Source organism: Bacillus altitudinis 41KF2b, assembly GCF_000691145.1.
In the GTDB taxonomy this organism is placed as follows: domain Bacteria; phylum Bacillota; class Bacilli; order Bacillales; family Bacillaceae; genus Bacillus; species Bacillus altitudinis.
Genome location: NZ_ASJC01000005.1, coordinates 255392 through 270395, shown reverse-complemented (window position 1 = coordinate 270395; position 15004 = coordinate 255392). Strand labels below are relative to the sequence as shown.

At 41.1% G+C, this 15004-nt stretch carries 18 protein-coding genes; 2 read left to right on the top strand and 16 right to left on the bottom strand.

Annotated elements, in window-relative coordinates; translation table 11 throughout:
* Positions 1 to 171 precede the first annotated feature (171 nt).
* From BA79_RS11605 to BA79_RS11550, 12 genes are all read right to left on the bottom strand, one after another.
* Entirely contained in the window at positions 172 to 1953 is a 1782-nt protein-coding gene (locus tag BA79_RS11605; protein WP_008344481.1) for an ATP-binding protein, read from the bottom strand.
* Positions 1950 to 2672 (bottom strand): response regulator transcription factor, encoded by a 723-nt coding sequence (locus BA79_RS11600; protein ID WP_003215596.1) that lies wholly within the window; start codon positions 2670 to 2672, stop codon positions 1950 to 1952. The genes BA79_RS11605 and BA79_RS11600 overlap by 4 nt, the downstream gene beginning before the upstream one ends.
* 86 nt (positions 2673 to 2758) lie before the next feature.
* Positions 2759 to 3937: a c-type cytochrome biogenesis protein CcsB gene (gene ccsB, locus BA79_RS11595; RefSeq protein ID WP_019743082.1), complete on the bottom strand. Its 1179-nt coding sequence runs from the start codon at positions 3935 to 3937 to the stop codon at positions 2759 to 2761.
* Positions 3921 to 5600, bottom strand: a complete 1680-nt coding sequence (gene resB / locus BA79_RS11590) for a cytochrome c biogenesis protein ResB (protein ID WP_035702879.1) — start codon at positions 5598 to 5600, stop codon at positions 3921 to 3923. Before resB ends, ccsB begins: the two co-directional genes overlap by 17 nt.
* 1 nt (position 5601) lies before the next feature.
* A complete protein-coding gene (resA, locus tag BA79_RS11585; RefSeq protein WP_008344474.1) occupies positions 5602 to 6132 on the bottom strand; it encodes a thiol-disulfide oxidoreductase ResA in 531 nt (176 codons plus the stop codon).
* 90 nt (positions 6133 to 6222) lie between these two features.
* Entirely contained in the window at positions 6223 to 6957 is a 735-nt protein-coding gene (gene rluB / locus BA79_RS11580; protein ID WP_035702878.1) for a 23S rRNA pseudouridine(2605) synthase RluB, read from the bottom strand.
* Between the two features lie 134 nt (positions 6958 to 7091).
* The gene (locus BA79_RS11575; protein WP_019743084.1) at positions 7092 to 7628 is read right to left on the bottom strand and encodes a spore maturation protein; all 537 of its coding nucleotides are present in this window, start codon (positions 7626 to 7628) and stop codon (positions 7092 to 7094) included.
* A gap of 4 nt (positions 7629 to 7632) precedes the next feature.
* Positions 7633 to 8220: a nucleoside recognition domain-containing protein gene (locus BA79_RS11570; protein ID WP_007501015.1), complete on the bottom strand. Its 588-nt coding sequence runs from the start codon at positions 8218 to 8220 to the stop codon at positions 7633 to 7635.
* Positions 8208 to 9359, bottom strand: coding sequence for a D-alanyl-D-alanine carboxypeptidase family protein (locus BA79_RS11565; protein ID WP_035702877.1), 1152 nt, complete (start codon positions 9357 to 9359; stop codon positions 8208 to 8210). Before BA79_RS11565 ends, BA79_RS11570 begins: the two co-directional genes overlap by 13 nt.
* Before the next feature lie 110 nt (positions 9360 to 9469).
* Positions 9470 to 9949 carry a YpuI family protein gene (locus BA79_RS11560; RefSeq protein ID WP_035702875.1) on the bottom strand — a complete coding sequence of 160 codons (480 nt, stop codon included), beginning with the start codon at positions 9947 to 9949 and terminating at the stop codon, positions 9470 to 9472.
* Positions 9950 to 10062: 113 nt separating this feature from the next.
* Complete coding sequence (gene scpB, locus BA79_RS11555; protein ID WP_008344462.1) at positions 10063 to 10656, bottom strand: SMC-Scp complex subunit ScpB; 594 nt, start codon at positions 10654 to 10656, stop codon at positions 10063 to 10065.
* A complete protein-coding gene (locus tag BA79_RS11550) occupies positions 10646 to 11404 on the bottom strand; it encodes a segregation/condensation protein A (RefSeq protein WP_007501021.1) in 759 nt (252 codons plus the stop codon). The genes scpB and BA79_RS11550 overlap by 11 nt, the downstream gene beginning before the upstream one ends.
* A gap of 210 nt (positions 11405 to 11614) precedes the next feature.
* Between BA79_RS11550 and BA79_RS19095 the strand changes: the two genes are divergently transcribed.
* Positions 11615 to 11707 (top strand): YjcZ family sporulation protein, encoded by a 93-nt coding sequence (locus tag BA79_RS19095; protein ID WP_008359694.1) that lies wholly within the window; start codon positions 11615 to 11617, stop codon positions 11705 to 11707.
* A gap of 88 nt (positions 11708 to 11795) precedes the next feature.
* On the top strand, positions 11796 to 12320 hold the full coding sequence (locus BA79_RS11545) for a DUF309 domain-containing protein (RefSeq protein WP_035702873.1): 525 nt from the start codon (positions 11796 to 11798) through the stop codon (positions 12318 to 12320).
* A 224-nt stretch (positions 12321 to 12544) separates the two neighbouring features.
* On the opposite strand, the gene BA79_RS11540 is transcribed toward BA79_RS11545, so the two are convergent.
* From BA79_RS11540 to ribE, 4 genes are all read right to left on the bottom strand, one after another.
* Positions 12545 to 12898: a GNAT family N-acetyltransferase gene (locus BA79_RS11540; protein WP_008344455.1), complete on the bottom strand. Its 354-nt coding sequence runs from the start codon at positions 12896 to 12898 to the stop codon at positions 12545 to 12547.
* Between the two features lie 113 nt (positions 12899 to 13011).
* On the bottom strand, positions 13012 to 13476 hold the full coding sequence (gene ribH / locus BA79_RS11535) for a 6,7-dimethyl-8-ribityllumazine synthase (RefSeq protein ID WP_007501031.1): 465 nt from the start codon (positions 13474 to 13476) through the stop codon (positions 13012 to 13014).
* Positions 13477 to 13502: 26 nt separating this feature from the next.
* Positions 13503 to 14126: a 3,4-dihydroxy-2-butanone-4-phosphate synthase gene (gene ribB, locus BA79_RS11530; RefSeq protein WP_017359786.1), complete on the bottom strand. Its 624-nt coding sequence runs from the start codon at positions 14124 to 14126 to the stop codon at positions 13503 to 13505.
* Between the two features lie 11 nt (positions 14127 to 14137).
* The gene (gene ribE, locus BA79_RS11525; RefSeq protein ID WP_026050106.1) at positions 14138 to 14788 is read right to left on the bottom strand and encodes a riboflavin synthase; all 651 of its coding nucleotides are present in this window, start codon (positions 14786 to 14788) and stop codon (positions 14138 to 14140) included.
* Positions 14789 to 15004: the final 216 nt, after the last annotated feature.

Sequence of the window (15004 nt, the reverse complement as noted above, 5' to 3'; positions counted from 1 at the left end):
AGTGACTCTCACAAAACGTTACATTACAACTTTATGACAAATATATTACAAGATCGACAATTTGGAAAGGGCTTTTAGTTTAACTTCTCCTTAAAAATATGAAAATAGAAAAAACACTTCATTTTCTTTCGAAAAGAAGTGTTTCTCATGTAACAAGATTCTTCGTCAAGATTAGACGAGTTCCTGCTTTTTTTTCGGAATATAGAAAGTGAAGTGAGTACCTGTTCCAGCTTTACTATGTGCATGAATGGAGCCTTGATGTGCTTCTACGATGTTTTTCACAATCGCAAGACCCAGCCCCGTACCGGAACGTCCTCTTGTTCTTGCTTTATCTGCTTTATAGAACCGTTCAAAAATAAACGGGAGATCCTCTTCAGGAATGCCGCTTCCCGAATCTTTCACATCCATCTTGAGCCCATTTTCCACCGATTGAACTGAGAAGTGAACTTCTCCGCCTTCTGGTGTATGACGAATGGCATTATCGATGAGATTTGTAAAAACCTGTTCTATTTTATCTGGATCAAATACAAAATACGGTTCTTCTACTTGAATTTCATACGTCAGGTTGATTTGTTTTTCTTTCGCAATTCCAAGGAATTTACGGTAGATTTTTTCAGTCAGCTCTTCTGTATCAGTTGATTCAAGATTCAGTGTAATATGACCAGCTTCCATACGTGCGAGATCGAGAAGATCATTCACAAGACGCCCCATTCGAAGTGATTCGTCATAGATAATTTGGGCAATCTCTTTCTTTTCCTCTTCTGATCCGGCAATGTCATCGACAATCGCTTCACTATAGCCCTGCAGCATAGCAATAGGTGTACGGAGTTCATGACTGACATTTGCAATGAAGTCTTTTCTTAGCTTATCCAGTCTTCTCTCTTCTGTCATATCGCGAAGCACCGCAACCGCCCCTCTGACATCTTGCTGGTTATAAAGCGGAGACATGAGAAGAACCCAAGTACGCCCTTGCAGCGTGACTTCGATCATTTGCTCTTTTTCCGTACTGACGGCAGTATGAAACAATTCACGCGCTTCTGGCGGCAGTTCATCCCCATCTTTGATCTTCATATTTTGCTCGTAATACCAAGCCTGCAAGAATCTTTCTGCAGGAGGATTTGTCATGAGGATCGTTCCATCAATATTGATCGTGATGACACCGTCTGCCATACTGCTCAGAATGTTGGACAAATGTTCTTTTTCTTGATTTAAAGCGGTTATATGAAATTTAAGCTGCTTACCCATTTGATTAAAGGCGATCGCCAGTTCCCCAATTTCATCTTGCGTTAAAATAGGAATCTTTGTATCAAATTTCCCTTTCGCCAAATCTTGTGCTCCCTCTCTCATCTTTCTGAGAGGGTAGGTGACACGAGTGGATAAGAAGAAAGCGAAAATTGTCGTCAGCACAATCGCAATTCCGGCTGCGAGGAAGATATAACGCGTCGTATGTTTTGTTGTCTGCTCTACAGCGAGGAGGGATTGAGAAAGAAAGACCATCCCTTTCTTTCCGTTCGCCTCGTAAGGAACACCTACTACAATGCGCTCATCCTTCTGATTGCCTGTATCAGATTCAGCTCGTTTACTGATTTTTTTTCGTTGTGTCAGTGCTTTGTTCAAATCTTTGTCTGCTTCAATTTGTTCTTTTGTGATCGCAGGAAGCTTCCCGCCTTTTTCAGACGAATACCATTCTAGTCCATCCTCTTGAACAATCGCGATACTTGTCAATTTATCAGCTAGTTCTGATGTAATCGATCTTGCAAGTGATTGATCCTCATGGCTTTCTAAAATGACTGCTACTTTGTTGGCCATTTGTGTTAAATCAGACTTTGCTTCTTCCACATGGTAATTCTCAATGAACTCTAAAAGAAGCACAGTTAAAATCGATAAAACAATGAGCACGAGGAAAAGAATGGTTAACCATAGCTTTCCTACGACACTTTTCCACAGCTTCATTCAGCGCCGACCTCAAATTTGTACCCGACACCCCATACTGTCACGATTTTTTTCGCTGCTTCTGGTGACACTTTATTTAGTTTTTCGCGAAGCCTTTTGACGTGGGTATCCACTGTTCTCAGATCCCCAAAGAATTCATACTGCCACACTTCTTTGAGAAGCTTTTCCCTGTCATAGACCTTATCCGGCGTTTTTGCCAAGAAGTACAAAAGTTCGTATTCCTTCGGCGTGAGGCTGACTTCTTTTCCATCTGCTGTGACCCGGTGTGCATCATGATCAATGGATAGATGAGAAAACACAAGAACATCTTTTGTGGTTGTTCCAGTATTGAGATATGACGTTTGAGACGATCTTCTTAACAGTGCTTTCACACGAAGAACCACTTCACGCGGACTGAAAGGTTTGACAATATAATCATCCGTTCCTGCCTCAAAACCTTGCACACGGTTGGCTTCCTCACCTTTTGCTGTCAGCATAATAATTGGTGTGGCTTTTTTATCTCGAATTTGATTACACACTTCGATCCCATCTGTCCCAGGCATCATTAAATCAAGCAAAATGAGGTCATAATCGGTTTGAAGTCCTTTTTGAATGGCCTCATCCCCATTTTCCGCTTCATCAATTTCATAATTTTCCCGTTCTAAATACATTTTTAAAAGGCGGCGAATTCTTGCCTCATCATCGACGACTAATATTTTCGTTTGAGTTGTGTGTTCCATTAGACAATCCTCCTGCTTTCTCCGTTGTTACATACATTTTAACAAAAAGCCGAATCGAATCATAAAAGTTGGCCTTTTTCATGCGATTACGCGTAAGAATGAAGCCCCGCAATCACTAGGTTGACAAAGATGAGGTTAAACATAATGATCGCAAATCCGATTACAGCAAGCCAAGCGGACTTTTCACCATGCCAGCCTCGTGATAACCGAAGGTGGAGATAGGCGGCGTAAAATAAAAATGTAATTAAAGCCCATACTTCCTTCGGGTCCCATCCCCAGAATCTAGTCCATGCAATTTGTGCCCAGATCATCGCAAAAATAAGACCGCCTAACGCAAATACAGGGAATCCTATGGAAACAGCCCTGTATCCAATTTCATCGACTAAATCAAGATTCACCTGTCTTACGAGCGGCTGAAGCAGCGCACTTAGTCGTTTGCGAATGATCAATCTTAGCAGTCCATAAATGATTAGCCCAACGCCAAATGACCACAGCACTGTATTCACCTTTCTACCTGAAAAAACAGGCGGCAGATCAACCACAGGCTCTAAACGATCTTTTGTGATAAGTTCTCCTTTATGAGGTCCTACTAAGGCAGGCAGCTCATAGACCATGACGCTCTCTTCTTTATTTTTATCTACCCAATTAAATTTCGCTTCATACCCTGTCATTCTAAAGATGGACGTGACAGCGATAAATGCAAGGGTGACCACAATCATAAACATGACCAGCTCTAAGCCAAAGGTTTTCTTCCCCGGTTTTGTTTGATCGACATGCTTCAAAAGAAAAATCACACCTGCCACAAAACTGATCGCCAAAATGGCTTGACCAAGCGCTGCTGTCGTGACGTGAATATATAGCCAATTACTTTGAAGCGAAGGAATCAGCGGTGAAATATCCGATGGAAACATGCTTGCATAAGCAATGATTAATAAAGCGATTGGAAGTGTGAATAAACCTAGCACAGACACTTGATAGACAAAATATAAAATAATAAATGCGAGCACCAGCATCATGCCAAAGGCTGTGGTAAATTCAAACAGATTACTGACTGGTGCGTGACCAGACGCGATCCACCTTGAAATAAAATAGCCAAATTGACTCAAAAAACCAATGATGGTGAGCGTTATGCCGATAAGTGCCGCCTTATTTTTGCGCGGACCCTCTTCTTTCTTTTTTCCTTTAATGGCCCCTCCAAAAAAAGGAACTGCCGCTAAATAAAATAGAAAAGCTGCAAATAACAGGTTTTCACTGACTGCCGCCATCTAACCCTTCCCCCTTGCTTTTGCTGATACTTGTTGTATCAGGCAGTTCTTTTTGATCCACTGGCTGTTTGATGCCACTGCCGTGCAGCAACACCTTAAGATCAGACTTTAAGCCGAACCAGTTTTTGTTTGTATGTCCTGCCACAAATACTTTTCCATCCTTTGCCGACAGCCAGATTCTTCTATGCTGCCAGTACATCCCTTGTACGACACCAATCATAAAGATGATTCCGCCAACAATAAGTACCCCGAGTGTTAAGTCTTTTCGAACCGTTAAACCTGTCACGTTTTTTGTTTCAACCCGGTCAAATTTCATTTTATAAAGATTGTTATCAGAACCCTCTACTGTCTCTTGAATCGCGACAAAACTTTTTTCACCTTTTGGTTTTTCAGGAGAGATCATTTCAAATACGAACGCAGGATTATTCGGATTCCTCGTTTTCGTACTAGGTGTGCCATCTTCGTCAAAATAAAAATCAGGCAAATAACTCATCACCTTGACTTTGTAACCGCTACCAAGATCATATTCTGACTTAGGCTCCAGCAGATTAATCTTCACTGTTCCGAAAGATTTCTCAGTATCTTTTCGAATCAGCTGAAAGACCATTTGATCGAGTTCATTTTGTTTAAAATCCACTTGATATAATGAGAAATTGTCAAACTTAAGCGGTTCATTCACTTTAATATCGTGTTCTGTTACCTGCTTCAGCTTGGGCTTTTCACCAAAAACAACTTCCCCTTCACGTTTGTATAAAACGGCATCGGTTTTATAACTTTTGACGACTTGACCATCGCCAGCCTTTTCAATCGCATTTTCAAAGACTTCTTTTTCTTTTTCAGATTCATAGCGGTCAATTGAAAACTCGTTATTCTTTAAGAAGTATTGGCCTCCCGTCCCTGGGATTGGTGCCGTTTCGCCTTCTCTTACCCATAATGTTTCATCCACGTACATTCCCGGAACAAACCGGAGCATGGATCCAATGAGAAATATAATTAATCCAATATGATTGACGTAAGGTCCCCAGCGGGAAAAGCGGCCTTTTTCAGCTAAAATATGTCCATCTTCTTCTCTTACGCGGTAACGCTTTTGTTTCATCTTACTAACGATGCCTTCATATGTATGTTGATCTAATGTTTTGTTTGTTTCGCTGAAAAGACGCTGCCTTCTCATAAAGCCTTCTTTTTTGACAACCCCTTGATTTTTGAGTGCGCGATAAAGTGGAATCACTCGATCAAGGCTGCAAATCACAAGGGAAATTCCGATAGATGCGACAAGGGCTAAAAACCACCAAGAATTATAAAGATCATGGAATCCAAGGATGTAATATAACTTGCCAAACGACCCATATTGCTCCTCATAATAAGTGGAAGCTGATGCACCTGGCGGAATAAACCGCTCCTGCGGAAAAATAGTTCCTAGCGAAGAAGCTAACAGTGTGATGACAATGAGCCACACACCCACTTTTACGGAAGAAAAAAAGTTCCATACTTTATCAACAATCGTTTTGTTGTATGTTTGCGAGCGTCTTGCACTGCCGTCATATCTCATATCAAGCAGCTTTGATGAATTTTTCTCTTTTACTGAAATGGGATTCCCGCATGATTCACATAGAACAGTACCGATTGGATTAATATGTCCACACTCGCACTTTACCTCTTTCATTCTATGACCCCTTTGGTTTAATCAAATTCATATATTCATAGACATTACGTTCTGTCATCGTCCCCTTTATGACTTTGATTACTTTGCCTTCAGGATTAATTAAAAATGTGGTTGGCAGCGGCGTAATATCATATGCCTCTGTCACTTGACGATCTTTGTCCATGGCAACAGGAAAATTCACGCCATAAGCATCCATAAAGTTCTTCACAGCAATATTGGATTCCCCCACATTCACGGCAACAATTTCGACACCGCGATCCTTGAACACTTCATACTGATTTGCCATATAAGGGAATTCCTGCTTACATGGACCGCACCATGTACCCCAAAAATTGAGAAAGACGCCTTTGCCTTTTAAGTCCTTTAATTCAATCCGTTCCCCATCTACCGATTGAAGGACAAAGTTCGGCGCAATAGATCCTTCTTTGACTTGATCCTGTTTGGCAAATACTGAGTTATACATCGTATAACATAGTGCAGCAAGCATCACGAGGAGAATGCCCGTCCGTATGAAAAATCGTCTTTTCTTCATCTGAAGTACCCCTTCCCCATAGACATTCAGGTAAATTATAGCATTCTCCTTCTTTTGATGCTTCTTCATTTTTTGAAGTTTATGTGAAAATTAAAAAGCGCTTTTCCCATGATCCGCAATCGCTCTTAGGCGTTTTACTTCATGCGGCGTCAATTCTCTGCAATCTCCTGGTCTCATACCTTCAATATGAAGGAAAGCATATTGCTCTCTTTTGAGTTTTAAAACGTCGTGGCCGATTGCTTCAAACATGCGGCGAACCTGTCTGTTTCTGCCTTCATGGATGGTTAATTGCACAATACATGTTTGCTTTCGTTTATCAATTGAAAGCATTTTGGCACGGGCAGGTGCTGTTTTTTTATGGTCTAACATGATTCCTTTTTCTAACTTTCTAAGCAATTCTTTTGAAGGGATGCCTTTTAGTTTCGCTGCATACGTTTTATCAATTTGATATTTCGGATGCATGAGCTTATGGGCAAATTCGCCATCATTTGTAATCAAAATTAAACCGCTCGTATCATAATCCAACCGGCCGATTGGATACAGACGCTGCGGAACATCATCAAAGAAGTCTGTCACGACTTTGCGTCCTTTATCATCCTCGGCAGCTGAAATGACGCCGCGCGGTTTATAAAGCATAAAGTAAACCGGTTCTTCTCTTTCAAGCTTTAAGCCATTGACTTCAATTTTATCTGAAGAGCCCACCTTTACTCCGAGCTCTGTCACTGTTTCACCATTAACGGTAACTCGTCCTTCTTTAATTAATTCTTCAGCCTTTCGTCTAGAAGCGACGCCGGCATGGGCAATTACTTTCTGTAAACGTTCCATTTGTCTTTCACCTCATGTACTATCTTACTTGCTTGGCTTGAAACAAACAAGCATTCGTGGAAAAATAAGCGTTTCATCTGTCTAATTTCAACAAAAAAGCTGTTTTCCATCCACGAAATAAAAAAAGCACCTGATTAGGCGCCGCTAAATAACAAACTGACGATAATAATCGATGCAATGATCCCAATCAGGTCTGCTAACAGCCCCACTTTCAGTGCATCTCCCATTTTTTTAATACCAACTGCTCCAAAATAGACGGTTAAAATATAAAGGGTCGTATCTGTTGACCCTTGCATAACGGCGGCAAGCTTGCCGATAAAAGAATCTGGACCATAAGTCGCAATTAAGTCTGATGTCATACCAAGCGCCGCTGTTCCTGATATAGGGCGTATCAAAGCTAGCGGCACCACTTCTGTAGGAATACCAATCGCTGTAAACACAGGTTTCAATAATTCCATGACAAAGTCAAGGGCACCTGATGCTCGGAAAATCGTAATGGCGACAAGCATACCGACTAAATACGGAATGATTGAAAAGGCAATTTGAATGCCTTCTTTCCCGCCTTCTACAAATGTTTCGTACGTCGGTACTTTTTTAATCGTCCCTGCAATCAATATTCCTGCGATGATCAGTGGAATCAAAGCAAGTGACAGCCAGTTAATAAATGCCACAAGATCACCCCCGCCTGCTTCTGCGATAGTGGAAATAGCGATCAATCATAATCGCACCGATACCTGAAATAAGTGTCGCCAAAATGGTTGGACCTACAATATCTGTTGGCTGATCTGCGCCATAGGTCATACGAATGGCAATGACAGTCGTTGGCACAAGTGTGATAGAAGATGTATTGACTGCTAAAAAAGTGATCATAGACCGGCTCGCCTCATTTTTTCCGCCATTTAATGCTTTCATCTGCTCCATCGCCTTAATCCCAAGTGGAGTGGCGGCATTGCCAAGGCCAAAGAAATTTGCCATGAGATTAGACAGAATATACCCCATCGCTGGATGATTCGCAGGAATCTCAGGAAATAGTTTTGAGATAAAGGGCCGGCATAATTTACTAAAGAAATGTAACAACCCCGCTTCTTCTGCGATCTTCATCAATCCTAGCCAGAATACAAGAACACTAATCAACCCAATTGAAATGGTGACCGCTTCTTTTGATCCTTTAAAGACCGCTTCGTTCACTTCATGCATCGTTCCGTTAAACATTGCATAGACAAGACCGATGACCGTGAGGAATACCCAGATCAGATTGACCATGAAGATCCGCCTATCGATGTCTGAAAGACAGACTTAAACATTTCTTGAAAGCTTTTTTGAGGCATTCGGTTGCGTTTATTTTCATAAAAAATGGGGACTTGCTCAATCACCTGACCATCCAGTAAGAACGTCATTTTCCCTACTACATCTGGGATCGCTTCTTTGTTTTTCTCCCATTTCTTTTCAGGCGTCAGCATTTCCGTTTCGATTTCCACTAGTTTTTTCTCATCTTCATTTAAAAAATAGTCCACATCCCGCTTAATAAACGCTTTTTTTTCGTAAAAAGTCCCTTTTAACGAAGCGAGCCTGCCTTTTTCAGCAAGCACATACGTTTTATAGTGATCAAATGCATACTCAAACATTGAGATATGATCCTTCCAATCATCCGGTGCATTAATCGTCACAGCAATGAGCGCAGCATCTCCTTTTGCAGCTGTGGAGACAAGCGTGCGTTTTGCAAGTTTTGTATATCCTGTCTTCCCTCCAGTCGAATATTGATATAAACCAGTGAGCAGCTTGTTTTTGTTTTTCCAATAACCTTCGATTGTTTTTGCTTTATAAAAGGTGGTACCGGCAATTTTTTGATATTGCTGATGCTTCATGGCGTATTTCGTTAAGATTGCCATATCATAAGCTGATGAATAATGGTTTTTATGATCATCGAGTCCATGCGGATTTTGAAAATTCGTATTCTCCATGCCTAGTTCAGAGGCCTTTTGGTTCATCATAAAAATAAACCCTTCTAAGCTGCCGCCAACATGTTCTGCAATGGCAACAGCTGCATCATTTCCAGAGCGCAGCATGAGCCCGTATGTCAAGTCTTCTAAACTCACCTTCTGTCCTTCCTTTAAATAAATCGAAGAACCTTCCGCTTGAATCGCACGTTTTGACACTTTGACCATGTCGTTCATTTTTCCTGATTCAATGGCTAATACAGCCGTCATAATTTTTGTGATACTGGCGATTCTTCTTTTTTCGTGCTCGTCCTTTCCAAATAGGACTCTGCCTGACTGTCCATCTATTAAAATGGCACTTCTCGCACTCACCGATAATGAGACGTCTGCTTGAGCGTGTGAGGAAAAAGGCAGTAAGAGTGTTAATAGAAGAAGGACTGCTGTTCCAATTTTTAAATAGGGCATGTTCATTCACGTCCTTGTCCGTTTTGTACAAGTGTATGCGCGGCTGAAAAAGTTATGATGCCTCGTCCATAAAAAAAAGCAACTCTCATATAAGAGTTGCCTTGTCTTCTTTATACCATTTTCATTTGCTGATGAGATGTTGTATATTCCAGCTCTTCTCTCATCGTTAAAAAATCTTTTTCTAATGAAGAAAACAAACGTTTGACCTCAGCCGATACTTCATAATGGAAAACAATGCAGCTTTTTCCTGTGTAGGCTGAGCGGCTATCTTCATACCATGTATCCTTTTTTGGTGTAAAAAATTCTTCAATACATTGATGATAAATACGATGAAGCGTCTGCTGTGCGGCTTGCTGCGGGAATGTCTGCTGCTGCCTGATTTTCCTACAAACCGCCGCGGCATCCTCGCTATAAACTGCAAGCTTCCGCAATGTACTTAATATGTCACAATAATAGGCTTCCGCTTCCGGGTTTAATCGTTTCAAGCTTGATAAGGTAGCTTCGTTCAGAAAATCATTCACTTCAACTGCAACCTTTGATAAAAAAACGCCTGCTTGATCAACTTGAGCCTTTACATTCATATGTGCCATTTGTTTCGTGTTTACCTTCCCCTCATGGCTTTGTCACCATTTTATCTTTCAAATAAAGATTTTAGACCTAAAATCTTTGTTATATTTTATCATACATTTTTCCTTATTTTGAACTATTTTATCTCTTCAAATGTTTGATTGAAGTTTTCAAAAAAGAGATCAGCCTCTTCTTGCACCCCATCTGCTTCCACATTCTCTGGAAGTGGCGGTAATTCATCTAAGGCTTTTAAACCAAATTGCTCTAAAAAGGTAGGTGTTGTCCCATAAAGGATCGCTCGTCCCGGTCCATCGGCACGTCCTACTTCACAGAGCAGTGCTTTGGCAACTAAACTATGCAGCACTCGTTCTGATTTAACGCCTCTGATCTCCTCGACTTCGCTGCGTGTAATCGGTTGTTTATACGAGACAATGGCGAGCACTTCTAGCGCTGCCTGTGACAAACCTTTCGATGGTGTCTCTACTAATTTTTTTAAATATACGCTGTATTCTTTTTTCGTCAGCAGCATGTATGAATCTGCATATTCAATGAGCTCAATTCCTCGTTCTTGTTTTTGATATTCTTCCTTTACGGCAGACATAATATCAAGCAACGCTGCCTCATCAACTTCAAGAACAGACATGAGCTGTTTTCTTGTTAAGCCTTCGTCACCTGCTGCATATAGCAGCGCTTCTAAGATGGCTTTCCAATTCACGATATCAAGCGTCATGAATCGTTTCACTCCCTATGATATAAATATCTTCAAAGTTTCCTTCCTGCTCTAGCATGATTTGATGGCTCTTCATCAATTCGAGAACAGCAAGAAACGTCACGACAAGGTGTTCCTTTTGATCATGTTGAAATAAAGTCATGAAATTGGTTCGCTTTTTTGTTTTTCTTAAATGGTTCATAATCTCATTCATTTTGTCTTCAATCGGGATTTCTTGTCTTGTAATCTTTGATGGTGCAGGTTTTGTTATTTTTTTGCGGTTCAATACCTTTTGGAACGCACCTAACATATCATACACCGTGACGTGTAAGTTTGTGTCCTTCGCTTCTGCTTCTTTTGCAAATTCACTTAAATCACTTGGTGGTTTTGTGAAGGCGTTTTGCCGCTCTTCTTCACGTTCCTTCAGTTCTTGCGCTGCATTTTTATACTTGCGGTATTCAATTAATTTGCCAATCAGCTCATCACGAGGGTCCTCTTCTTCTTCCATCAGGTCTTCATCAAACAGCTCTTCCTCTTGTTTTGGAAGAAGCATTCTGCTTTTAATGCTGAGGAGAGTTGCAGCCATCACCAAATACTCACTTGCAACATCCAGTTCAAGCTCCCTCATCGTGTGGACATATAATAAATACTGCTCCGTAATTTTAGCGACGGGAATATCATAAATATCAATTTCCAAACGGTTAATTAAATGTAAAAGCAAGTCCAAAGGACCCTCAAACGAATCTATTTTCACCTGATATTCCAGCATTCTTTTCTCACCATTTCTACTGTCTTCTAAGTACCGTTTTCATCGGCTAACCTTTAGTATAAGACACCATAAAGCTCTCGTCCAATATAATTTCGACCATGAGGCAGCAGGCAAAAAAAGAAAAACAGTGGATTCGCCCATACCAATGAGGGCATTTATACATAGAATACCATTGTAATCAGAACTGATAAAAAAGGAGGCCGTAACATTATGGGAGATGGTTATTACTTCGGCGGAGGATTTGCGCTTATTGTTGTGCTGTTCATCTTGCTGATCATCGTTGGCGCGGCTTGGGTTTATTAAAGAAACAGAGCGTCCTTTCATAAAGGGGCGCTCTTTCTTCTTTTCTTTTCGGTATGTTAGACTGATAGTGGAAAAGGAGATGACCGCTGTGTATCCTAAAGCGTACGTGGCTTTTTTACATGAATTTCATACGACAAGAGATTATTTTGAGTGTCATGAAATTCTTGAAGAATTTTGGAAAGAAGATCCTCCTCATCAGCGCAAAAAGTACTGGGTGGGTCTCATTCAGCTTGCTGTTGCTTTGTATCATCAAAGACGAGGAAATGGAAAAGGAGCAAAATGGCTGATTTCAAACAGCCTTCATATATTAGATTCGGACCGGAACGTACTAACAGAATTAGGTCTTGATGAAGAGGCATTTCTTTTACTGCTGAGAACACTGAAAAAGAAAATCGATGAAGACATGCCCTACGAAAGTGTGATGCTGCCAATCCGAGATGAAACGCTTCTTTCTTTATGCCAAGAGATGGCGGAAAAAGAAGGCTTAACCTTCGGACAGGAGAGCAACTTATCCCATACATTCTTAATTGAAAAGCATAGACTGCGTGATCGGACGGACGTATTGCTTGAACGTGAAAAACAGATGGAACGTAAAAAAAGCAGAGGCATATAACCTCTGCTTCAGCGTGTAGACAAACCCTCGCATTCGGTGTCAGTCCTGCGTGCCGGTGCTCACGAATATCGAATTCGCTCCGCTCCAGTACTCGTCCTTCCTAGACTGCAAAGGTTTTCTATCACGCTGAAAAGAAGACAAAGGGCTAAAATAAAGTTCATTTTAGCCCTTTGTCAACAATCTAAAGCAGAGGCATATAACCTCTGCTTTTACATGTGTGATATTTAGTTTGTTTCACTGTGACACTTATGAAAGAAGCCTTGCGTTAATTCATTTGGAATGAGTGTTTTCGTTTTGAATACTTCTTCCACGGCTAATACCATTTCCTTGCCGATGCCTTGGTCACGATGGGACGGATTGACACTAATATGTTCGATTTGTACTTGGTCGTCTGTTTTCAGCACACCAATCGCACCGACGATATCCTCACCATCTTTCCAAAGGAACAGCTGCCGATCTTCATCCATTTCATACGACTTTATCGTCTGCTGAAGCTGTTTGACGTCTTTCTCACCCGGCATAAAGGACAGGAGTCCCATGGCAATTTTTTCAAAAGACCTCTTGTAACGAATTAACATATATACCCCTCAATATTAAAATTATCCTATTTTCCAGCAAATGTCTTATGAATCACTTGCTCATCACACATTATAAACACTTTTAGGCGGTTTTTAAACTCTTTTTCATCAAATTAACGAAACGTTCGATTTAGGTTAGCCATTTCAATAGCAGCTGCAGCCGATTCACTGCCTTTATTTCCAGCCTTTGTACCGGCTCTTTCAATGGCTTGTTCAATAGATTCTGTTGTCAGTACACCAAAGATAATCGGCACCCCTGTTGAGATGGCACTTTGTGCGATTCCTTTAGCCGCTTCATTACAAACATAATCGTAATGTGATGTTGCCCCGCGAATCACGGTTCCAAGTGTAATGACTGCATCATATTTTTTTGTTTCTGCTAGTTTTTTTGCCATATACGGAATTTCAAAAGCCCCTGGCACCCACACGACATCAATATCGTCACCGTTTGCTCCGTGTCTGAGCAATGTATCTTCTGCCCCATCTAGCAATTTACTTGTAATAAAATCATTAAATCTAGCGACGACGATTCCAAACTTTAATCCTTCTGCTACTACATTCCCTTGTATTGTATTCATATGTTCATCATCCTTTTTTGTGATTTTTATTTTGTTTTCATTGTCGTTGTTTGCTTGTTTATATATGCCTGCAATGCTTCAATCGTCAGCATCTTTAAATCGTGTTCTTTTTGAATTTTTTGTAGTTCGGGTACGCGGGCCATGGTGCCATCTGCATTCATAATTTCACATATGACACCCGCTGGCACTGAACCCGCAAGTTTAGCAAGATCAACAGCCGCTTCTGTATGACCTGGTCTTTCTACTACGCCTCCCTCTTTCGCAATAAGAGGGAAAACATGACCTGGGCGGGCAAAATCTTCTGGTTTTGACTCTTTATTTAACATGGCCAAAATGGTCGTTGAGCGCTCAAAAGCACTTATACCAGTTGTCGTTGACGTATGGTCGATGCTCACTGTAAATGCTGTATGATGTGCATCCGTATTTCGCTCGACCATGGGATGCAGATCCAAGTGTTTCGCAATCGAGGCATGAACTGGTGTGCAAATAAGACCTCTTCCATGTAAAGCCATGAAGTTAATGACTTCCGGCGTTGCATGCTCAGCAAGTGCCACAAAGTCTCCTTCATTTTCTCTGTCTTCATCATCTACTACGATAATGATTTCTCCTCGTTTCAGGGCATTTACTGCCTCATCAACTGAATGATACATACAATCGCCTCCTAGAATCCGTGCTCTTTTAAAAATGATGGGGTTAATCGTGATGGCTGCTTTTCGTTTTGCTCTTTTGTTAAAAAGCGATAAATGTATTTACCGATCATGTCACATTCAATATTTACTACATCCCCCATAGATTTAGTCGGGAAAATAGTTCCTTCAAGCGTATGTGGAATGATAGAAACTGTCACATGAGCATCTCGCAAATCGAAAATAGTCAAGCTGACGCCGTCTATTGCGATCGATCCCTTTTTTGTGAGCATATCTGTGAGGGTCTTGTCCATTTTCAAATCATAGTAAATGGCATTACTCTTCTTTTCTACACGGGTAATCACAGCCGTTCCATCAACATGGCCTGAAACAAAATGACCGCCGAATCGTCCATTTGATGACATCGCTCGCTCTAAATTCACTTGGCTACCTGGCGCAAGCTGATCAAGTGATGTCGCTTTGACCGTCTCAGGCATCACATCTGCCGCAAACTGTTCTTTTGTGAAGCTTGTGACAGTGAGACAAACGCCATTGATGGCGATACTATCGCCTAGGTGAACATCTTCTAGTACACGACTGCACTTGATGATGATTTCCATGGCATCTGCGGATCTTTTGCTCAATGACTGAACTGTACCCACTTCTTCAATAATCCCCGTAAACATGTGATCCTCCCTTTCTCTTTCTTTTGTATTTCTCACTTTATGAAAAAGCGATGTTTGGGACATGTGATCGATTGAACACCTTCGTCGCTTTTTATGGTCCATACAAGATGAGGGATCACCTAATAAACACTGCATGCGATGACTATATTGACATACAGAAAGCCCCGGAAAAATTCCGGGGCTGTGGTTTTTTTGCATTAGAAATAAAACTATGAT